Source organism: Paenibacillus sp. JL3B1040 (assembly GCF_057063165.1).
On the sequence record NZ_CM169317.1, the window covers coordinates 609,064 to 630,670 of the forward strand.

General features: G+C 61.2%; 18 protein-coding genes. 16 read left to right on the forward strand and 2 right to left on the reverse strand.

Annotated features, from left to right (window positions below; translation table 11 throughout):
- Nucleotides 1-60 precede the first annotated feature (60 nt).
- From ACZF99_RS02625 to ACZF99_RS02695, 15 genes are all read left to right on the forward strand, one after another.
- Nucleotides 61-1,335, forward strand: a complete 1,275-nt coding sequence (locus ACZF99_RS02625; RefSeq protein ID WP_483608835.1) for a glycosyl hydrolase family 28-related protein — start codon at nt 61-63, stop codon at nt 1,333-1,335.
- Between the two features lie 133 nt (nt 1,336-1,468).
- Nucleotides 1,469-2,251, forward strand: a complete 783-nt coding sequence (locus ACZF99_RS02630) for a polysaccharide deacetylase family protein (RefSeq protein WP_483608837.1) — start codon at nt 1,469-1,471, stop codon at nt 2,249-2,251.
- Nucleotides 2,238-2,510, forward strand: a complete 273-nt coding sequence (locus ACZF99_RS02635; RefSeq protein ID WP_483608839.1) for a hypothetical protein — start codon at nt 2,238-2,240, stop codon at nt 2,508-2,510. The genes ACZF99_RS02630 and ACZF99_RS02635 overlap by 14 nt, the downstream gene beginning before the upstream one ends.
- Before the next feature lie 11 nt (nt 2,511-2,521).
- Nucleotides 2,522-3,214: a YveK family protein gene (locus ACZF99_RS02640; protein ID WP_483608841.1), complete on the forward strand. Its 693-nt coding sequence runs from the start codon at nt 2,522-2,524 to the stop codon at nt 3,212-3,214.
- Complete coding sequence (locus ACZF99_RS02645; RefSeq protein ID WP_483608843.1) at nt 3,211-4,230, forward strand: Gfo/Idh/MocA family protein; 1,020 nt, start codon at nt 3,211-3,213, stop codon at nt 4,228-4,230. The genes ACZF99_RS02640 and ACZF99_RS02645 overlap by 4 nt, the downstream gene beginning before the upstream one ends.
- Before the next feature lie 24 nt (nt 4,231-4,254).
- Nucleotides 4,255-5,652 carry a nucleotide sugar dehydrogenase gene (locus ACZF99_RS02650; protein WP_483608845.1) on the forward strand — a complete coding sequence of 466 codons (1,398 nt, stop codon included), beginning with the start codon at nt 4,255-4,257 and terminating at the stop codon, nt 5,650-5,652.
- Nucleotides 5,653-6,189: 537 nt separating this feature from the next.
- On the forward strand, nt 6,190-6,789 hold the full coding sequence (locus tag ACZF99_RS02655; protein WP_483608847.1) for an acyltransferase: 600 nt from the start codon (nt 6,190-6,192) through the stop codon (nt 6,787-6,789).
- A 156-nt stretch (nt 6,790-6,945) separates the two neighbouring features.
- Complete coding sequence (locus ACZF99_RS02660; protein WP_483612499.1) at nt 6,946-7,992, forward strand: DegT/DnrJ/EryC1/StrS family aminotransferase; 1,047 nt, start codon at nt 6,946-6,948, stop codon at nt 7,990-7,992.
- A gap of 31 nt (nt 7,993-8,023) precedes the next feature.
- Entirely contained in the window at nt 8,024-9,469 is a 1,446-nt protein-coding gene (locus ACZF99_RS02665; protein ID WP_483608849.1) for a lipopolysaccharide biosynthesis protein, read from the forward strand.
- A gap of 4 nt (nt 9,470-9,473) precedes the next feature.
- Complete coding sequence (locus ACZF99_RS02670) at nt 9,474-10,925, forward strand: polysaccharide deacetylase family protein (RefSeq protein ID WP_483608851.1); 1,452 nt, start codon at nt 9,474-9,476, stop codon at nt 10,923-10,925.
- A 19-nt stretch (nt 10,926-10,944) separates the two neighbouring features.
- On the forward strand, nt 10,945-12,159 hold the full coding sequence (locus ACZF99_RS02675) for a glycosyltransferase (protein ID WP_483608853.1): 1,215 nt from the start codon (nt 10,945-10,947) through the stop codon (nt 12,157-12,159).
- Entirely contained in the window at nt 12,159-13,442 is a 1,284-nt protein-coding gene (locus ACZF99_RS02680) for an O-antigen ligase family protein (RefSeq protein WP_483608855.1), read from the forward strand. Before ACZF99_RS02675 ends, ACZF99_RS02680 begins: the two co-directional genes overlap by 1 nt.
- Nucleotides 13,411-14,670, forward strand: a complete 1,260-nt coding sequence (locus ACZF99_RS02685) for a glycosyltransferase (protein WP_483608857.1) — start codon at nt 13,411-13,413, stop codon at nt 14,668-14,670. Before ACZF99_RS02680 ends, ACZF99_RS02685 begins: the two co-directional genes overlap by 32 nt.
- A complete protein-coding gene (locus ACZF99_RS02690; RefSeq protein WP_483608859.1) occupies nt 14,667-15,881 on the forward strand; it encodes a glycosyltransferase family 4 protein in 1,215 nt (404 codons plus the stop codon). Before ACZF99_RS02685 ends, ACZF99_RS02690 begins: the two co-directional genes overlap by 4 nt.
- Nucleotides 15,859-17,337 (forward strand): sugar transferase, encoded by a 1,479-nt coding sequence (locus ACZF99_RS02695; protein WP_483608861.1) that lies wholly within the window; start codon nt 15,859-15,861, stop codon nt 17,335-17,337. The genes ACZF99_RS02690 and ACZF99_RS02695 overlap by 23 nt, the downstream gene beginning before the upstream one ends.
- Before the next feature lie 556 nt (nt 17,338-17,893).
- Here the strand turns inward: ACZF99_RS02695 and ACZF99_RS02700 are convergent.
- Nucleotides 17,894-19,219, reverse strand: a complete 1,326-nt coding sequence (locus tag ACZF99_RS02700) for a glycosyl hydrolase family 28-related protein (RefSeq protein ID WP_483608863.1) — start codon at nt 19,217-19,219, stop codon at nt 17,894-17,896.
- Entirely contained in the window at nt 19,212-20,264 is a 1,053-nt protein-coding gene (locus tag ACZF99_RS02705) for an LCP family protein (RefSeq protein ID WP_483608865.1), read from the reverse strand. The genes ACZF99_RS02700 and ACZF99_RS02705 overlap by 8 nt, the downstream gene beginning before the upstream one ends.
- 247 nt (nt 20,265-20,511) lie before the next feature.
- Between ACZF99_RS02705 and ACZF99_RS02710 the strand changes: the two genes are divergently transcribed.
- On the forward strand, nt 20,512-21,480 hold the full coding sequence (locus ACZF99_RS02710) for an NAD-dependent epimerase/dehydratase family protein (RefSeq protein WP_483608867.1): 969 nt from the start codon (nt 20,512-20,514) through the stop codon (nt 21,478-21,480).
- Nucleotides 21,481-21,607 lie beyond the last annotated feature (127 nt).

A 21,607-nucleotide genomic window follows, 5' to 3' on the forward strand; every position in this document is an offset into this window, starting at 1 on the left:
CGCTCCCTCCCGAGGGACTTGGCATTAAATATAAAAAATGAACGCATGGGAGGGAAGAGCATGATACCGGTAACGAATTTCGGGGCGAAGGGCAACGGGGTTGCGGACGACACCGCGGCCATTCAGAAGGCGCTCAACCGGGCGGCAGCCACCGGCGACACCGTTTATTTCCCCAAGGGGGTGTACCTCGTCAATCCGGCGAAAACGCTGAGGGTTGGCGGCAACACCACGATCAAGGGAGTCGGCCGTACTTCGATAATCCGCGCGGCGTCCGGCAGCTTCGGTTGGGAGCTGATGCGGGTGACGGGCAAAGATGTCCTGTTGACCGGCCTGGTCCTTGACGGCCATCGACGGGTCAATCGGGTGCTGACGATCGCCGGAGGCAGTGCGCGGGTTACTGTGCAAGGACTGCTCGTTCAAGGGGCTGCACATAGCAGCGACCGGCGCAGCAATTATTATGCGGGGGTTGTGTCCGGTATCGTGGTGCTCGGCAACACCGAGGCGATCGCGATTCAGGGAACGGAGATCGCCGACGTCATCGCGCGAAATGCGGGAGGAACCGGCCTTGTCGCCCGGGGAATCTATGTCACGACGACCTGGAGCAGTAGGGAACGGGCCGCCCGAAAGATATCGATCACCGGCTGCACTATTCATCATATCGGCCCGGCCGACGACGGAGACGGCATTTATTACGAGGATCCGGCGATGGAAGAGAACCGCGGCACAGGGGTCGACAGCCTGATCGCCGGCAACCGCTTCGATGATTGCGCCAAGCGGGCCATCAAGGTGTTCGCCAAAGGCGTAACCGTGCGCGGCAATACGATCAACAACCCTTATTTGAGCAACAACTATTATAGGGGGACGGAGAAAGGCCGATTGGCGCCGGACATGTATGCGGCGATCAGCATCTACGGAGGGGACAGTGTCGTGGAAGGCAACCGGGTTTCCGGCGTGGGCAGCTTTTACGCGGCGATTGAGGTCGGAGCCGGAGCGTTCGTCGAAAACGTGGCCATTCAAGGCAACTCCATCGCCATGGGCGGGCAAAGCGTGATCAAGGGCACGACGGCGATTCGTCTCGGAAATATCCGCGAATTCGTCATCGGCGGCAATGAACTGCGAAACGGCGAACGCGGGATCTGGACCTGGCAAAGCGCCGAGAACGGGCGAATCGAAAACAACGTCATCCGCATGCCGCAGGGCGGCGGGATCGACCTGACGACGTACCTTCGCGGGTATTCGCAAAAAAACATTCTCTGCGCGGGGAACCGAATTACGGCCGCTTCCTTTCAAGTGAAAACCTCCTCGTTAAGCAACGCGAACGTGGTGGTTCAATAGCGGGGGTCCTACACGAGATGAATTTTTCAAATTTATACTACTAATTCGGCAAGACCTTGAATATAAGACTATATAGCAATCAATTTGCTAGACGGTAGATGCTGTAGCTTGGCCCGAGTAGAGGTGAGTCAAAATGGCGGATAAAGCGGGAATCTTGGTCGTTTCGCTCGACTTCGAGCTGTATTGGGGAGTCCGGGATCTTTATACCAAGTCGGAGTATGGAGCGAAATGGTTGCGAGAGAGGGACCGGATCCCCGGCATGCTAGAGTTGTTCCGGGAGGCCGGCGTTCATGCGACTTGGGCGGCGGTCGGGCTGTTGTTTTTTAAGGACCGCCAGGAACTGCTGGCCGGTCTGCCGGCGCTCAAACCGGGTTACGCCGACAGCGGGCTCTCGCCCTACGGCGAAATCGAAGCCGGAGCCGTCGGAGCCGGAGAGGCGGAGGATCCCCATTGCTTTGCTCCTTCGCTGATCGAGCAAATCCGCAACACCCCGGGGCAAGCGGTCGGTTCGCATACGTTTTCGCATTTTTACTGCATGGAGAAAGGGCAGACCGCCGACGAATTTTACAGCGACCTGCAGGCGGCGGTAGCCGCGGCGGAGCAAAGAGGGATTTCCCTGCAAAGCCTGGTGCTTCCGCGCAACCCGGTATATGCGCAAGCTCCCGGAACTCGGCTTCAAGACGTACCGGGGAAATCCCCGGCACCCGCTGTACCGCGCCGGATATTCCGTCTCCGACCCCTTCCTGCGCCGGGCGCTGCGGTTGGCCGACAGCTACGTGAACCTGACCGGACACCACACCTATCCGGTGGACGCGATCTCGCCCGAGCTGCCGATCGACCTGCCGGCGAGCTTCTTCTTTCGGACTCCTCCCGCACCGCTCAGGCGGCTGGAGCCGCTCCGATTGAAGAGGATTAAGGACGGCATGACCCAGGCCGCCCGGCAGGGGCAGGTGTATCATCTTTGGCTTCACCCGTACAATGCGGCGGAGTCGGAGGCGTTCGGATCGCTGGAAGTCGTGGTTCGCCACTACCGCCGTTTGGCCGAGCGGTACGGGATGATCAGCCTAAATATGGAGGAGCTGGGGGAGCGGGTTCTGGCGAGGGCGGGGAAATCGGCAACGTCCCTGCCGGCGGAGTACGAAGAGAACCGGAACCCGCAGGCATTAATCGAATGAGGTGAACGATCATGGATATGGTAGCCGTATGGAACGCTGTCCGGCGGCATGTTCTCGCATTTTTTCTCGTCATGGCGGCTTGCATCGGACTGGCTGTGCTACTGAACGAAGTGGTGGCCCCGTCCTACCGGGCCAACGTCAGTCTGGTCGCCAATATCGCCTCGAATCCGGAATCGAGTACGTACAACGAGTTCCTGGCTAGCCAGATGCTGACCAAAACCTATGAGGATACGATCCAAAGTCGCTATATCGCCGCCGAGGTGAAGAAGAAGGTATCCACCCCCGACACCGTCATTCAAATGTTGAAAAAAATCAAGGTCCGCACCGATCCGGGCACCCTGGTCATTCTGTTGTCTTATACGGGTGACGAGCCGAAGCAGGCGGTCGCGATCGCCAACGCCTTCGCCGAAACGTTTATCGCCAAATCCAAGGAAATCGTGGCCGGCGCCAACGTTTCGATTCTCGACTCCGCCAGCTTGGAGGAGACCCAAACGCCGGTCAGCCCGCGCAAAGCGCTGAATATCGCGATCGCCGGGTTCGTGGGGTTGTTCGCGGGACTTAGCCTGACGTTGATTCTGGATGCCCGGCAACTCCGCAACAAGAAAAGCCGGCAAATGCGCCGGCATGTGCCGGATGATGATCCGGAGCTGGGCGACGCTCTGATCCGGATCGAGAAGAAATATCAAGGGAGGGCGGCCAAATGATGAATTTCGCCATCGCGGGCTGCGGGCACATTGCTTACAAGCATGTCGACGCGATCTCAAAAACGGAAGGAGCCCGGCTGGCGGCCGTGTGCGATCCGAATCCGGGCCGGCTTGCGGAGATGAGGGCGATCACGCCGGCCGCTTCTTATCCGGACCTCGGCACGATGCTGGCGCGCGAGTCGGAGATTGACGCGGTGTGCATCTGCGCGCCCAGCGGGCTGCACGGGACACTCGCGCTGGAGGCGATCCGGGCGGGCAAGCATCTCGTCCTGGAGAAGCCGGTGACGCTGGACCTGACGGAGGCCGAGCAGCTGCGGCAAGCCGTTCGTTTATCCGGCGTCCGGGCTACGGTCGTCCACCCGAACCGGCACCGGCCGGCGATCCGGGCGCTCCGAACGGCGCTGGCGGAGCAGCGATTCGGCAAGCTGAGCCACGTCAACATGACCCTTCGCTGGAACCGCAGCCAAGCCTATTATGACCAGGCGGCCTGGCGCGGAACGAAGGCGATGGACGGCGGTGTGCTGCTCAATCAGGCGATCCACGGCCTGGATTTGCTGCAGTGGTTGTTCGGGCCGGTCGCGGAAGTCAAGTCGTTGACGGCCACGCGATTAAAGCGGATCGAAGCGGAGGATGTGGCGATCGCGGCGATCCGGCTGGACAGCGGCGCGTTGGGCGTGATCGAGGCGGCTACCACGGTGTACGGGCATAACCTCGAGGAGAGCATCTCCGTGTTCGGGGAGGAAGGGTACGCGGTGATCGGCGGCAAAACCGCCAACTGGATTCGGCATTGGGTATGCGGTTCGATGTCGCAGGAAGAGACGGAGGCGCTCATTCGCCGTGTGGACGCGGATCCTTACGGCGTACCGGGACACCAGTGCATCATCGCCGATCTGGTCCAAGCCGTCCGGGAGGACCGAGAACCGGAAATCACGCTGGAGGACGGCATTCGCGCCGTGAAGTTGGCGCTGGAAATGACCGGCGGGGGCAGCGGTGAACCTGTCCATCCTCTCGGGTAGCCGAGCCGAAGGAGGCGAAACGGAATGCATAGCGAAGTGTATGGCGGCATGTATAGCGGAATACCACACGGAGTGGAAAGCAAGCGGTCGGAGAGCTCGGACAATTTGCGGAACGGGCAAGCCGGATTGCTGCGCAAGCTGAGGGACAAGACCGCGGTGATCGGCGTGATTGGGCTGGGGTACGTCGGCCTGCCGCTGGCGGTCGAAAAAGCGAAGGCCGGTTACCGGGTCATCGGCTTTGACGTGCAAAGCCGGAAGATCGAAATGCTGAACCGCGGCCATAACTACATAGGGGATGTCGTGGATGAGGATTTGCGCGGGATGGTGGAGGACGGACGGTTGCGGGCTACTGCGGATTACGCGTTTTTGCGCGAAGTGGATGCCGTGGCGATCTGCGTCCCGACGCCGCTCGATATTTATCAGCAGCCGGATACGAGCTATGTGGAGAATTCCACGCGGGAGATCGCCCGTTTTCTGCACCCGGGCATGCTGGTCGTGCTGGAGAGCACTACGTACCCCGGGACGACGGAGGAACTGGTAAGACCGATCCTCGAAGCGACGGGACTGCGCTGCGGCGTTGATTTTTTTCTGGCGTATTCTCCGGAACGGGTGGATCCCGGCAACAAAACCTACAACACAAAAAACACCCCCAAAGTCGTCGGCGGGGTCACCCCGGCGTGCTCGGAGGTGGCCGAGGCGTTGTATCGCGAGGTGCTGAACGGCGATGTACACGTCGTGTCCAGCCCGGCCGTCGCGGAAATGGAGAAGATTTACGAGAACACGTTCCGCCATATCAACATCGCTTTGGCGAATGAAATGGCCGTCCTTTGCAGCCGGATGGGGATCAACGTGTGGGAAGTGATCGAGGCGGCGAAGTCCAAGCCTTACGGATTTATGGCCTTTTATCCGGGTCCGGGGCTCGGCGGCCACTGCATCCCCGTCGATCCGTTTTACTTGACCTGGAAGGCGCGGGAATACGGGTACCATACCCGTTTGATCGAGTTGGCGGGGGAGATCAACAACGCCATGCCGGAGTTCGTCGTACGGCGAATCGGCGACATCCTGAATGGCGACCGCAAGTCGCTGAGCGGCTCGACCGTATATTTGCTGGGCGTGGCGTACAAGAAGGATATCGACGATTATCGGGAGTCCCCGGTGCTGAAAATGATCGGGCTGCTGGAAGAGCGGGGGGCCCATGTATGGACCAGTGACACGCATATTGCGGAGTTCAAGCATCACGGCCTCACCTATGCTTGCGGGGAACTGACCGAGCGGCGGCTGAGGGAAGCCGATATTGCGGTGATCACAACCGACCACTCGGGCTTTGATTACAAGCTGATCGGCCGCGCTAGCCGCTGCCTGCTCGACACCCGAAACGCCATGAAGGACCGGCCCAAGCCCGAACGGTATTACTTGCTGTAGGCTCCCGCCCGGCTTGCTGCGGGCGGTCCGGGGCCCGATTTCTGGTCGGCCGGGGGCCGGCGGATCGACAGGTCGATGGGCTCGGCGTCGTGATGGGCTCGTCGGCCGATAGGTTGACGGCTCGGTGGCCCGACGGCCTAATGGGCTCGATAGCTCGAGGGCTCGATAGCTCGAGGGCTCGATAGCTCGATAGCTCGATAGCTCGATAGCCCGGGAGCCCGAGAGCCTGAGAGCCTGAGAGCTCGAGAGCCTAAGAGCCTATGAGCCGATGTGCCAAGATCAGACGGATCGAGCCCCGACGGCCCAAAATGTTGTGTTTAGTACAACATTTTGACCTTATCAGCCGAACCACAGCCGAAATGTTGTATTTTATACAGCATTTCAGCCGGAAACCGGCGCGGAGCTGCGAAAATGTTGTACATTATGCAGCATTTCGCCTCGTGGCGGCCGGTTCAGCTATGAAATGTTGTACTTTTTACAACAATAAGCGGCTTGAGCGCGGAGATTCCCCCATTAATCTGATGAGGAGTTAATAACATGAACGGATACGGATATGGATGTCGAGCTATTCATGAAACCGCAGTCGTCGATCCGGGGGCGCAGGTCGGGGAAGGGACGAAGATATGGCATTTTGCCCACGTGTCATCCGGCGCGGTTATCGGCAGCCGCTGCAGCCTGGGGCAAAACGTCTACATCGCCGACCGCGTCCGCATCGGCAACGGGGTCAAGATCCAAAACAACGTCTCGGTCTATGAAGGCGTCATTTTGGAGGACGAGGTATTTTGCGGGCCAAGCATGGTCTTTACCAACGTGCGGACGCCAAGAGCGGCGTTTCCGCGCAATCGCAGCGAGGACTATCTCAGGACGCGGGTCGGGCGCGGCGCGTCGATCGGGGCGAACGCCACCATCGTATGCGGGGTTTCGGTCGGCGAATGGGCTTTGATCGCGGCCGGGGCCGTTGTGACCCGCGATGTGCAGCCCTACGCGCTGATCGCCGGGGTACCCGGCCGGCGCATCGGCTGGGTGTGCCGCTGCGGGAAGACGCTGGGCTTTAGCAGCGGGGCTGGACGGTGCGGCGACTGCGGCCGGGAATACCGGTTGGAGCAGGATGTCGTAGCGATCACGAAGGAGGGGTGAGCGGGCATGGAGCCATTACGGATCGGGGAACAACCCACAAACGGCACCGCCGGGATTTCGAAGGATCCGGGAAAAAGCGCAACGGCCGCAGAGAAGAAAACGCCGATTCCCCTGCTGGATTTAAAGCGGGAGGTTGCGGAACTGAAGCCGCAATTAATGGAGGCGATCGAAGGCGTGCTGGACGGAGCGGCCTTTATTATGGGCAGCCAGGTCAAGCGTTTGGAGCAAGAGGTGGCCGGGTATCTGGGTACGAAACATGCGATCGCGCTGAATTCCGGCACGGACGCGTTGGTCATCGCTTTGCTGGCGGCCGGGATCGGGCCGGGCGACGAGGTGGTCACGACCCCGTTTACTTTCTTCGCCACGGCGGAGGCGATCAGCCGTGTGGGAGCGGAGCCGGTTTTCGCCGATGTCGACCCGCTGACGTACAATTTGGACCCGGACGGGCTGGAGGCGGCGATCACGCCGCGCACGAAGGCGATCATCCCCGTGCACCTGTTCGGCCGCCCGCTGGACATGGAACGGTTGACGGAGCTGGCTCGCCGCCGGGGGCTGATCGTCATTGAGGATGCGGCCCAAGCCTTTGGCGCCGAGGCAGGGGGGCGGAAGGCCGGGACGATCGGGGAGATGGGCTGCTACTCCTTCTTTCCGTCGAAGAACCTTGGGGCTTACGGCGACGGCGGCTTGTTGGTCACGGACGATCCCGGGCTGGCCGAGGCTGCGGCGATGCTGCGGACGCACGGCTCGAAGCGCAAATACTACAACGAGCGGGTCGGCTTCAATTCCCGGCTCGACGAGATCCAGGCGGCGATCCTGCGGGTTAAGCTGCCCTACATTGAGGCATGGAACGAAGCCCGCTGCCAGGCCGCGGCGCGTTACCGCGAACTGTTGCGGGACATCCCCGGACTGGTGCTTCCGGGCGAGGTTCCCCCCGGCGACAGGCAGGTGTTTCACCAATATACGGTGCGCGTGCTGAATGGCCGTCGCGACGCGCTCCAGGCGGGGCTTGCCGAAGCCGGCATCAGCAGCATTGTGTACTACCCGCTGCCGGTGCATCGCCTTCCCGTCTATGCGGACCGCGGCTTGACATTTCCGCTGGCGGAACGGCTGTCGCAGGAAGTGCTGTCGCTGCCGATATGGCCGCAGATCGGTGCGGACGTGCAGGAACGCGTCGCGGATCGCCTTCGCAGGCTGATGGGCTAATTTATTTTTTCAAAGGACGATTATGCCAAACATGATGAAAAAACTCTCCTCCCAATCCATCCGCTATCTCAAGCAACTCGGAGAACTGCTGCGGATCAAGAGCCTGTCCGGTCTGCTGCGGAAGCTCAAGAACGACGGGTTCCTGCGGAACGTGGCCGTGTTGGCCAGCGGAACGATGATCAGCCAGGTCATTGTGATGGCGACGCTGCCGGTGTTGACGCGCCTGTACTCGCCAACCGAATACGGCACGTATTCCATGTACCTGTCGATCATCGGGATTTTGCTGATGGTGATTTCTTTTTCCTATGAGAACGCCATTACCCTGCCGGAAGACGACCGTACCGCCTCCACCGTGTTGAGCTTGTCCCTGCGCATCTGCATCGGGGTCAGCATCGCCAGCGGCATCGGAATTCATATCTTGGAGGAGCCGCTGTCGGCTTGGCTGCACGAGTCGTATTTACCGCACTATTACCTGTTTTTTATCGTTAGCCTGTTCGGAGCCGGGTTTTACCAAATCCTGAACTACTGGTCGATTCGCAAAAAATACTTCAAACCGCTGGCGCGGACGAAATATACGCAAAGCCTCAGCCAGGTCTCCTCGCAAATCGGGCTTAGTTTGTTCAATCTCGGTCCGCTGGGGCTGATCATCGGCGATATCATCGGCCGGTTCGGCGGATTGCTGCCGCAGTGGAAGCTGTGGCGCCGGGATGTCAAAAGCCAGGCCATCACCTCGGATTGGGCCGACCTGAAGGAGAGCGCCTACCGGTACCGGCGGTTCCCGTTCCTGTCGATGGCCGCCGGGCTGTTGAACAGCGTTGTGCTGTACGTGCCGACGATCCTGCTCGCTTCGTTCTACGGACCGCAGGTAGCCGGCTGGTTCGCGCTTTGCCAGCGTATTCTCGGCTCTCCGATGACGCTGATTATGACCTCCGTCCGCAACGTGTATTTGGCGGAATCCGCCGACTCCATGATCAATGATCCCCGCAGGCTGTATCCTTTGTTCCGCAAAACGGTCCGCAATGTCTTTCTGTTCGGCGCTCTGGTCATTTTCGCCATCGTAGCCGTAGGTCCCTACATGTTCACCTTCCTGTTCGGCGAGGAGTGGGCCCGGTCGGGCAGCTTTATCCGCATTTTGTCGATCATGTACCTGAGCCAATTCGTGGCCAACTCCGTCGGCTCGACGATCGACGTCATGGAGCGTCAGGACCTGCATTTGTACCGGGAGATCATTCGGACGGCGCTCATCCTCGGTTCCTTGTATTTCGCTTGGCATACTCAGCAGTCGGCGGACGTCGCGATCGGGTTGTTCAGCGCCGCATCTACGCTGGGCTATGCGCTGCACTTGGGACTGTCGTGGCATTCGGTACGGAAATACAAGGGAATGGACAGCGAGGAGGAGTCCTCCCTGGAAACCGCTGAAGGAGCTCCCGCAGAAGCTTCTGCGGAGCTATCACTACTGGGCAAGGAGCGAGGATAACGGGATGCTGACGATTTATTCACCCTCAACAAGGGCCGCCGAGAGAAAATACATCTACCGCGTGATCGTGGGCGAGTTCCTGGGTCTGGACTATACCATCGCATTCAGGGATGGAGAAGAGATTGAACTGGCATGGGCTGCGGAGACAGCGGAGGAACGGCGGGATGCTTCTTCGATCCGCAGACTCCGCATGCCGGATGTGCTCCTGCAGACGCCCGACCGTCTATGGCTCACCCCGGCCTCTTTGCCGAAGGAGCCGCTGGAGCGGTTTGCGCCGCCGACGAGCGAGCCGGAGGAAGAACCGCTGCCGATCATCTATGGGAAAAGAGGCCGAACCGGCCGGTACGTCGAGCCGCTTGGCGAAGAGGGCAAGGAAGGTTTGTATCTCGGCCTCGACGTGTTTGGCAGCTGTCTGTTTATGTTGGCAAGGTATGAAGAGGTGGCGTTGCAAGGGCATGATCGACACGGCCGGTTTCCGGGACACCGTTCCCTGGCTTGGCGCGAATCTTTCCTGCATCGCCCGATCGTTAATGAATACGTGGAGCTGTTGTGGGAGCTGCTGCACAAGCTTTGGCCGGAGCTGGCCCGCGGCAAGCGGGAGGCATCCGTCTTCCTCAGCCATGACGTGGATTACCCGTTCTATGTTTATGGACGCAGCCGGCTGCGCATGATTCGCGACATGCTCATGGATGCCGTTCGCCGCCGGGATTTCGAATCCGCCCGCAAAAAGGCCGGGATGCTACTCCGTCCCCGACGCACGCTGGACCGGGATCCGTACAACACGTTCGGCTGGCTGATGGATCTAAGCGAACAAGCCGGAATTCGCAGCGCCTTCTATTTCATTACCGAGGAGCGCCGGGGCAAATCCGGCCTTGACGGCAACTACTCCATCGACGATCCCGCGATTCTGCGGCTCCTGCGGGAAATCCATGCCCGGGGGCACGAGATCGGGCTTCATCCGGGATATCATACGTTCTTGAACCCCGCGCGCATCCGCAGACAATACGAGAAGCTGCGAGAGGTCGCCGAAGCCAACGGAATCCGCCAGGCGGTCTGGGGCGGGCGGCAGCATTACTTGCGCTGGCGGGCGCCGGATACGTGGCAATTCTGGGAGGATGCCGGACTGGACTACGACAGCACGCTCAGTTATGCCGACCGGGCGGGCTTTCGATGTGGCGTCTGCTACGAATTCCCGGTGTTTAACCTGAAGACCCGCCGGGAGCTGGCGCTCCGCGAACGTCCGCTTATCGTCATGGATCAAACGATCCTGCATCCCGAATATATGGGGCTGGGTCCCGAACAAGCCTATGAAACGATTCGCAGGTTGTATCTGGAATGCCGGAAATATAATGGCGACTTCACGCTGCTCTGGCACAACAGCCAGCTCGTGAAAGCGTCGGACCGGTCCGTTTACCGCAAGCTGGTACTGGAGCTGCTGGGGCAGATCGAGCCGTAAGGGGTTAGGGGGAGAACATGTGAAAATCGCCTATCTGATCCACTGGAACGAAGGGCCGGAGAGCGGCGTGTTCAAAAAAATCATTAGCCAGGCGCTCGCCTGGCAAGCGCTGGGCCATGACACGGCGCTGTTCCTGTTCAGCCGCGGAACCGCCGCCGCTTGGACGGAAGCGGAGACCGGCGGGCTGCCTGTCTTCCGCGAGACGTATCGCGGCAGGCTCAGCCGGACTTCCCGCTTCAAAGCGTTGACCGCCCGGGTGCGGGCCTGGGAGCCGGACGTCGTTTACCATCGCTTCGACTTGTATTATCCTTCCCTGCCCCGGCTGCTTCGCGATTATCCGTCCGTGCTGGAGATCAACACGAACGATGTTGCCGAGCTGGCTTTGGAGGGGAGCGGACTGAGGCTGCGCCGCATTTACCACTTGCTGACGCGCCGCCTCGTGCTGGGAGCCGCCGGCGGTTTCGTATTCGTCAGCGGCGAACTGGCCGAAGCGAACGGCTTCCGTCGGTACGCCAAAAACTATGCGGTCATCGGCAACGGCATCCCGTTGGAGCAGTTTTCGGGAGGACGCGAAGGGGGAGTGGCGGTCAGCGGCGGCGGTGCGACTTCGGGCGGGGGCGAAGATGCGCGCGATTCGGCGGCGGCGACCGCCTCGGCGGCCGCGGCTGCGCGCATGGGCGAAGGGAGCGCCGTCCGCCTTGTGTTTCTGGGCTCTCCCGGCCAAGCCTGGCAAGGGCTGGATGAGATCGCCCGGCTCGCCGAGGCCAAACCGGATTGGCGGTTCGACGTTATCGGGCCGGAGCGCGGCGAATTTGAGGCAGCCGGCTTATTGTCGCCGCCGAACATGACGTTCCACGGCCAACTGACGCGCGAGCGTTACCAGCCGCTGCTCGACCGGGCCGATCTGGCCATCGGCACGCTGGCGCTGTACCGGAAAGGCATGGAGGAAGCCTCGCCGCTGAAGGTACGCGAGTATTTGGCCAACGGCTTGCCCGTCATCGCCGCTTATCGCGAGACGGATTTCCCGGAGCCGGAGCCGTTTTTTCTCCAACTGCCGTGCGAGCCGGAGAGCGCGGTTCGCCATCTTTCCGCCGTCGAGCGCTTCGCCCGCGACTGGCGCGGGCGGCGGGTAGAGCGGGGGCATGTGCGTCATTTGGACGTTGCCGTCAAAGAGGCGGAGCGGGTAGGATATATGCGGCAGATTGCCGGAAAGCGGGAAAGAGGGGACGGATGATGGCGGACCTCAGCCTGCTGTGGATCGCGTTGCTTGTTGCGGCAGTCGTGTTCTTCTCGCTCCAATGCCTGCTGTCGCTAAAAATGAAGATGGACGCCGCCTACTTGTTTGCATTTTGCATTTATTTCGATTTCTTTGCCTATTTCTACAAGCTGGCCGTTCCCGGGGAATCGTTAATCCTATTAATCGCTGCGCCGCTGCTGCCCGTAGGCGCCGCTTTGCTGCTGAAGCCGTCCATTGTTCTGGAGACGCTGCGGGATCAAGGGATTTGGTTATGGGGGACTTTCTTCGCCTACGTCTTGATTTCGCTTGCCTGGGCCCCGTCCGAGTCAAACGGGCTTATGAAAGAGGTGATTCTGCTGGCCCGCGGGGGAGTCCCCGCGCTGTATGTCTATCTGGTGTACCGGAAGAACGGCCGATTCTCCTGGACAGTCGTCGCCTGGGCCGGCTTGGCGTATGCGCTCCTGCATCTTCTGCTGGGGGAGTACAGCGAGGAATATCCGGGCCGGTTGACCTTGCCTGGGGGGAACCCCATCTTTAACGCCCGGACGTCGCTGATCACGGCAACGGTTTGTCTATGGGCGCCCCGGATTCCGCTTCCGGTCAGGCTCCTGTCGCTTAGTGCCGCGCTGACTTCGGCGCTGGCCACGCAGTCAAGGGGACCGCTGGCTGCCTTTTTGCTGGCTAACGCGTTATATTTCGGCGTATGGTTCATCCGCAAGTATCGGGAGCGCAAGCTTGGGAAGCTGTCGCGCCTGGCCTTACCTCTGCTTTTCCTGCTGATCGTCGCGGGCGGGGTCGCGTCGGCTTATGCGGAGCAGTTGGCGCGCTGGGTGGAAAGCAGCCGGTTTATGGTTCTGTTCGATCGGAACCAACTGCAGGGCGACGATAACTACATCGGCCGGTTGGATTTGCAGACCCGAGCATTGGAGAAACTGGAATCCTCGCCGTTTCTCGGCGCCGGGCTGGGCAGCGTGACGCCGCCGTTAGCCCGGGATTTTCCGCATAATCTGGTGTTGGAGATCGCCGCGGAGGGGGGATTCGCAGGCTTGACGTTATGGACGTTCGCCGTGTTGTTTTCCCTGTGGGCCGCTTTCCGGCGCACGCCGGTATTGGCCATTCTGCTGGTTCAATCGATCGGATACGCCTTGACCAGCGGGGACTTCGGCTACAACTACGAATATGCGGTAATGGCCGTAACGACTTTGGCGCTGGTGCCCGCAAAGCAACGGGAAGGAGTGGGGATACAACGTGAAGCTCTTGTTTTTGATCACCGGATTTGATTACGCGGGAGCGGAAAATCAGGTGCTGCAGCTGTGCCGCGAGCTGCGGGCGAGGGGCTGCGAGGTTCGTCTGGCGACGATGATTCCGCCGGTCGCGTATTTGGAGGAGCTTAAGGATCTGGGGGTCGACGTGGTCAGCCTGGGCATGAAAAAAGGCGTGCCGGACCCTCGAGCCGTTTTTCGCCTCGCCGGCCTGATTCGGCGGATGCGGCCCGACGTGGTCCACAGCCATCTGGTGCATGCGAATATTTTGGCTCGCGTCACGCGGTTGTTCGTGCATATTCCGTATTTGGTCTGTACCGCCCACAATGTCAATGAGGGAGGCTGGCGGCGGGAGATGCTGTACCGGCTTACCGATCCGCTCGGCGACCTGCTGACCAACGTCAGCCGGGAAGCGGTGCGCCGCTATACGGAGCGACGGCTTGCTCCGTCCCATAAAATCCGGTTGATGGAGAACGGCATCGTTCTCGGCCGCTTCGGCGAAGACGAGCGGGGGCGCTTGCGATTGCGGGCCGAACTGGAAGCGCAAGAGAAGGGCGATGAAGCCGGCTTTGAGCCGGTGTCGGGCGGAATTGGCGGCGGGGCGGAGGCAGGTACAGGCGCTGGAGATTCGGCGGAGTGTGCGCGGAATCGGCGTGAGCCGTTCGTCTGGCTGGCCGCCGGGCGTTTCGTCCCGGAGAAAGATTACCCGGCCATGCTGCTGGCTTTTGCCAAGGCGCGGCGGAGCTTCCCGGACAGCGTGCTCTGGATCGCCGGCATCGGGCCGGAACGGCCGAAGATCGAACGGCAAGCGGCAGAGCTGGGCTTGTCCGGCGCGGTACGGTTCCTCGGTATCCGTACGGATATACCGGCGCTGCTGCACGCCGCCGACGGCTTTGTGCTCTCCTCGAAGTGGGAAGGCCTGCCGATCGTGCTGCTGGAGGCCTGCGCCGGCCGGCTGCCGATCGTCGCCACCGCGGTGGGCGGCAACGCCGAGGTGGTGCTGGACGGCGAGAACGGCTACCTCGTGCCGCCGGAGGAGCCGGGAGCGCTGGCCCGCGCGATGGAGCGGGTCATGGCCCTGCCGCTGGCGGAGCGGCGAGCGATGGGGCGGCGCGGCCGGGAGCATGTCGCCGCGAACTATGCCATGTCCCGCGTCGCCGGGAAATGGATCGAGCTTTACGAGCAGGCGTCCGGGCGGAAGCTGCCGGCCGCGCGGGCGATCCCTAAGGAGGCGCATGAGAGATGACGCGAAAAGCCGCCTATATCGCAACGGTGTACGCCCATTTGGCGGCGTTCCACCTGCCCTTTATGAGCGACCTGCGGGACGCCGGGTTTGCGGTCCATGCCTACGCCGCCCCGGATCGCGGCCGGGAGGAGGTGGCCGCCGCAGGGTTCGAGTGCCGGGACCTGCCGTTTAGCCGCCATCCGCTGGCTCCCGGCAACCTTCGGGCGCTGAGGATGCTCGTCGCCCGGCTGAGACGGGAGCGCTACGACCTGATTCATGTGCATACGCCCAACGCGAGCGTGATCAGCCGGTTGGCCGCCCGGCTGGCGGGTCGACCCTATCCCCAAGTCGTATATACCGCGCACGGGTTTCATTTTTACGACGGGGCTCCTTGGCGCAACCGGCTGTTGTATTATCCGCTGGAGCGATTCCTGTCGCGGTGGACCGATGTCCTCGTCACGATCAACCGGGAGGATGAACGAAGAGCGGCTGCTTTTCCGGTGCGCGGCCGATCCGTATATGTGCCCGGGGTCGGTGTCGACCTGCCTTTATACGCGGCGTTGGGGGACGGTGAACGCGAACGGGTGCGCCGCGATTTCGGCTTGGCGCCGGATGACTATGCGGTGCTCTGCATCGCCGAGCTGAACCGCAACAAAAACCAGGGGCAACTGATCGGCGCAATCGGCGAGCTGCGCCGCCGGGGCATCCCGGCCGTGCTGCTGCTGGCCGGGTTTGGCCGGGAGGAAGCGCGTTACCGGCAGCTCGCCGCGGAGTCCGGTGCGCCGCAAGCGGTGCGCTTCCTCGGTTATCGCCGCGATGTGCCGCAGCTGCTGCAAGCCGCCGACGTCCTGGCGCTTCTGTCCCGGCGGGAGGGGCTGCCCAAAGCGCTGCTGGAGGGCCTGGCCGCCGGCAAACCGCTGGTGGCGACGGCCGTGCGGGGCAGCCGCGATCTTGTGATCCCCGGCCGCAACGGATACCTCGTTCCGGTCGGGGACGTGCCAGCCGCCGCCGCTGCGCTCGAGCGGCTCCGGCAGGACGCCGGGCTGCGGCGGCGCATGGGCGAGTACAGCCGCAAGCTGGCGGGGATGTACGATTTGGAGCAGATTCGCCGCGACGTGGCGGCCATCTATGCGAGGCTATTCGAACGGGCGGAAGCGCAGATGGAGCCGGAGCCGGCGCTCCGGGAAGGCGCGAAGGAAGGGGAAATCTATGATCAGGCTGTATCGGAATAACGGGATGAAGGCGGTGCTCCTGCTGCTTGATTTGCTGGTGATCTATGCCAGCTACCGGATCGCCGCCGGGCTGCTGCCGCAGGGGGAGTGGAGTTCGCCCGCCGTCCTGGGGGATCCCCCTTTCCGCAGCGCGCCGTGGCTGGGGATATTTACGGTGATGACGTATTATTTTTTCAACCTGTACGATTTGGCCGGACGGCGGAAGCCGGCACAATTCCTGTGGAACTTGCTGCTGGCGCAGCTGTTTGTCGCCGCGGAATTGATCGTGTTCGGCTATGCGAGCAAATTGTTCAGCTTGACCCCTAGCCTGCTTCTGTTCGCGTTTGCGGCCCAATTGCTGTTGTCGTTTGGACTTCGCCTGCTGCTGTTTTATGTCCAGCGCAAGGGATTCAGCCGCAAAAGGACGCTGGCCGTGATCGGCGGCGAAGCCGCGGGTGAAGCGGCGCTGCGCAGCATGCTGGAGCAAGGCGAGCCGTGGTTTCGCGTCGAACGGGTGGTCCGGACGGATGAGCGCGGTATTGGTTCAGCGTTGCCGGAGCAAGCGTGGGAAGGAATGGAGACGTTGCTGATCGGGCCGGGGCTGTCCCCCGAAACGAAAGCGGAGGGGGCCCGGTCCGCCGGGCGGAGAAATATGGAAGTGGTCATTGTTCCGGATTTTTACGAGCTGTATCTGGCCGACGCCGAACCGCAGCAAATTGGCGATTTGCTTGTTTACTCGCTAATGCCGCCGCAGTTGACGCTGCCGGAGCGTCTGTTCAAGCGCCTGTTTGATCTTGCGGTATCTTCGCTGCTGCTCCTTGCGGCGTCACCGGTTATGCTGGCGATGTTCGTCTTGATCCCGCTGACGTCGCGGGGGAAGGCGTTGTACGTCCAGGAGCGCATCGGCCTGCAGGAGAAACCGTTCCCGCTGTACAAATTTCGCAGCATGGTGGACGGGGCGGAAGCTTCGACCGGTCCCGTGCTGGCCGGGCGGCAGGATGCGCGGGTAACCCGGTTGGGCCAGTGGATCCGCGCTACCCGCATCGACGAACTGCCGCAATTGTTTAACGTGCTGCTCGGGCATATGAGCCTGGTGGGGCCGCGGCCGGAGCGAGCGTTCTTCATTAACCGCTTCAAGGAGGAGCTGCCGCATTACACCTACCGGCTGATGGTCAAACCGGGATTGACCGGCTATGCCCAAGTGATGGCCGGGTATGCGACCACGCCGTCCGACAAACTGCGTTACGACCTGATGTACATCAAAAGGTATTCGCTGCTGCTCGACCTCAAGATTCTGTTTCAGACGATCCGGGTCGTGGTCCAGCAGGAACAAGCCACAGGCGTGGAGGCAGGCGGAGGGACGGATGCGGCGACGCCACCTGCGGCTATGGGTACGGGCGTTTCCTCCCCATCCGGCGGAACAGCGGCTGCCGCGTCGATGGCCGCAACCCCTACGTCGAGCCTGCCGCCATCATAGCTTGCTGCGCCCTGCGAGCGCAGCGGCGCCGAGGCAGTGCGTGAGCGGAGACCAACCGAATGGACGCAGTAAGTCCGGCCCCCCGAATGTGGCGAATTTGGCCGGCCGCCCATTCCGGACTGCGGCTAGCCAAGAAAATGTTGTATTTCGTACAACCATTCTTTCGGCTCCGGAGACTGCCGGCCGAAATGTTGCATAAAGTACAACAATTTATAACACCCTCGGTGAAATGGCCCCCAAATGTTGTACTAAATGCAACATTTTTTTTGTTTTGACGCCTCCCCGGGAGAAATGTTGTATTATGTACAACATTTTTTGCCCAAGTAGGCGTCATGACCGAAAAATGTTGTACGTTTTACAACATTTCCATGATTTTGCCCCTAAACCCGGGTGAAATGTTGTAGTAAATACAACATTCTGGGACGACAAAGGCCTGCTCCAGGCATCTAGTTACCGCTGATCCTGATTATGCCGGAATATCGGAAGCAGCAGATAATCCCCACCGATCTCCCGGGACGGACTTGTACCGGCGCCTAGCCGGAAACCAACCGCTCCGTTACTTGGCCGTATTGTCCGTCAGCGTTCCTGCGCCGCTCACAAGCGCCGCCCGGGCTTCCTCCGACAAACGGATAGGGGTTTCGGCGCCGCCGATTGCGTTTCCGGTGATCCGGAAGCCGCCGATCCGGCCGAGGCGGATCCCGCTCGTACCGGGGAAAGGAGAAGCGAGGCCGTTTTCGATGTCGTTGCGCTCGATGACGACGATGCCGGCTGAGCTACCGCTTGCTGAGCCGCTGCCCGCTGAGCCGACGTCCGCCTCAATGGCGGCATAATAGCTGCCGGTTCCGCCGATGATGTTGCCGGACACGGTCACATCGCCGGCGTATACGGAAATGGCGGCGTACATATCCTGCGGCAGCGGGTCCTTGGGCGCAACAAGATAGCGGTTATTTCCGGCATAGGAGTTGAGGATCCGGTTGTTCTTCACGACGATGCCGGGAGCGGAGATTTTGATGCCGCGTTTGGCGGCGTGATGGATTACGTTGCCTGAGATGACGGAATCCGATAACGGCGAGGGATCCGGCGGCTGATCGAAGTAAATACCGTCCGCATCTTCCCGCGGGGAGATATGCGAGATCAGGTTGCCCGCGATGTTGACCCGGCGGGCGATCGTTCGTCCGGGTTCGCTCCAGGCCATAATGCCCCGCGCGACCGGCGCAGCTTCGCGCGCGGCGATCCCGGTGATCGTGCAGCCGAGGATCTGGATATCGACGGTGTCGCCGTAAATCATGATGCCGGCGACGACGGTGGTATGCAGCGGGTGCTTCGGCTCGTCCGGCTGGCTCAAATCTTGGACCGTGCTGCCCACGACGGTCACGTCCGACGAGCCGCTATGGATGCCGATGCCGCGGGTTAACCGTGCGCCGCCGTCGATGACGACGCCGTCGATGCGGATCCGCCGCCCCTGTACCGCGACGGCCTCAAACCCGTAACGGGCTCCGGAGATCGCACGGAACTTCAGGACGGGCCGGCCCAGGCCGCGTAGAGTTACGCCGCTTCGAAGCGGCAGCGGCTCGTCCAGGGCGAGCAGGTACGTACCGGGGGGCACGATGACGGTCGTGCCGTGTCCGGTGGCGGCCGCTTGCCGCAGCACGCGCAGAAAAACGCCGGTATCGTCCGTGATGCCGTCCCCTTTGGCGCCGGCCTCCCTCACGTTGAAGGCGGGCCCGGGGAAGGGGAAGGAGGGTCCCCATCGCAGCAGTAGGCCCCAGCTTAAGACCAAAACCGCCAGGACGAAGAGCAGCACCCGGAGCTGAAGCCGACGAGGACCGCCTCCTCCCGGGCGCAACCGGCCGATCGGACGAGGCAAGCGCGATTTATTCATCGGGCGCATCCCCCAGGATTTGACGGGACAGATCGTCCCAGGCCTTCATATTCGGAATCCAATAATATAGCTCGGCGTCGACCAGCGGATCGTGGGCTTTGCCGGTGCTTCCCGGAAACTGCACAAAATACATCTCCTCGGGATCGACGCCCCGAACCAGCCAGGCCAGGCTAAGCATGTCGGCATCGGTCAGATTGGTATCCAAAATGTCCTCTTTCACTTGCCTGATCAGTTCGGGAAGTCGGGTCAGGTTGTCCGGAACGAGCAGCTTGCGGGCGATCGCCTGAACGACCAGCGCCTGGTTTCGCTGCCGGGCATTGTCGCCGTCCTCCAGCGATTTGCGCTCTCGCACGAAATCGAGGGCCGTTTCGCCGTTCCAATGCTGCTCACCGGCGGGCAGGGTCCGATGATTGTAGGTCAGCTTGACGGGGGTATCCAGCTCGACATCCACGCCGCCGATCGTATCGACGAAATGCTCGAACCCGTCAAAGTCGGTTTTGACGTAATAATTGATGGAGCAGCGGCATAAATTGCTTACCGCTTGGATCGCGGCAAGAGTACCGGCGTGGCCGCCTTTGCCGCCCGCTTCCGCCATCGCGTGCGCATGGTTGATTTTGGTCAAACCGATGCCGGGAAGGTGGACCCGAGTGTCGCGGGGGATGGATACCAGATTTACCTCCCCCTGCCCCGGATTGACGTGGGCCAACATCAGTACGTCGGTGCGTGAGGCTTCGGTTGCCCGGGCATCGGTGGCAAGCAGCAGCAGGTTAAAGCTGCCACGGGCTCCGCGGATCTCCTCCTTCCGCGCGGGCTCCGCCGCCGCGGCTTCCCCGGCGGTTCCGGTGCTTTTGCCGTCGGCTTGCCCGGAACGTTCCGTCGCTTTGCCGGCTTCGTCTGTCGGCTCCGGCGTAGCCAGTACCGGGAGATCGGCGCTCCGAAAATGCCGGGACGGCTCGTATTTCAAATAGGCTGTCAGCAGTCCGCCGGCTACGAGGAGCAGAAGAACCGCCGGTATCGCCACTTTTTTGCGTATTTTCAATTTCATCCGTTCCACTCCGTCTCTAGCGAAAATAGGCATGGATTTTGCTTAAGGGATTCATAGCAGTATATTAGCGGAATTGATATTCTATGCGCAGAATGCGGCAACCTGCGCTTCCAACTGTTCGGTGCGCGAATGCGTGCGGATAGGACGAAATTCCAACACTTTTCTAGTCTATTTCGGACTAGATTTACATATGGTGGTTGAAACGGAGCAAACGCCGGTATTTTTAGGGAATAGGGGAGTCGAGAAAATGAAGGTGCTAGTCACGGGAGGAGCGGGGTTTATCGGCCGCCACACGGTCAAACGGCTGCTGGAAGAGGGGGAGCAGGTGGTCGTGGTCGATATCGGCCAGGCCGGAAACCCGTGGAAAACGGACGAGTCGGTCTCTTTTTATGCGGTCGATATCGTTTCGGAGGATTTGGAGCTTATTTTTGCCAAGGAACGCCCGGATGCCGTCATTCACCTGGCCGCTCAAACGAGCGTGCGCCGCTCATTGCAAAACCCGTCGGCCGACGCCGAGACGAATATCCTGGGAACGATCCAACTGCTGCAGCAATGCGTCCGCTTCGGGGTGCGGCGAATCGTATTCGCGTCATCGGCCGCGGTGTACGGGAATCCGGACGATCTGCCGATCAAGGAGTCGCACGGGACGGAGCCATTGTCTTTTTACGGCGTTTCCAAGCGGGTTTCGGAGATGTATATCCAATCGTTCAGCGACCGTTACGGGCTCAGTTATTCCATCCTGCGGTACGCCAATGTATACGGGGTTCGGGAACGGCGCACCGGCGAAGACGGGGTGCTGACGGCGTTCGTGGAGCGGTTGATGGCGGGACTTCCCCTGGAGGTGTACGGGGACGGTCGGCAGACGCGGGATTTCGTTTACGTAAAAGATGTCGCCGAGGCGAACGTGCTGGCGCTGCGAGGGGCGGGCAGTCAAATCTTGAATGTCGGCAGCGGGCGCGGCGTTTCGCTCCTGGAGGCGCTCCGGATGCTGAAGGAGATGTCCGGCCGCAATGTGCAGCCGTATTTTCGGCCCGCCCGGGCGGGGGATATCGAACAGAGCGTGCTGGATAACGGGAAGGCCCGGGACGCCCTTTGGTGGGAACCGCGCTATTCGCTTTATGACGGGCTTTTGGAGATGATGGAGTTCGAAACGGAAGCGCGGAAAAATCCGTTGCTCGTCGAGCGAACCGGCTACAGCGAAACGTCGGTCATTTAGATTTTTGCGGCTACTTTGAACTGCCGAATCGATGATGCCCCGTTCTCTTGGGTGAGGAGCGGGGTTCTTTGTTGCGCGATTCTCGAGGGGGCGCGCCGTGATCGGCCTGAGACAACGACGCCCGCAG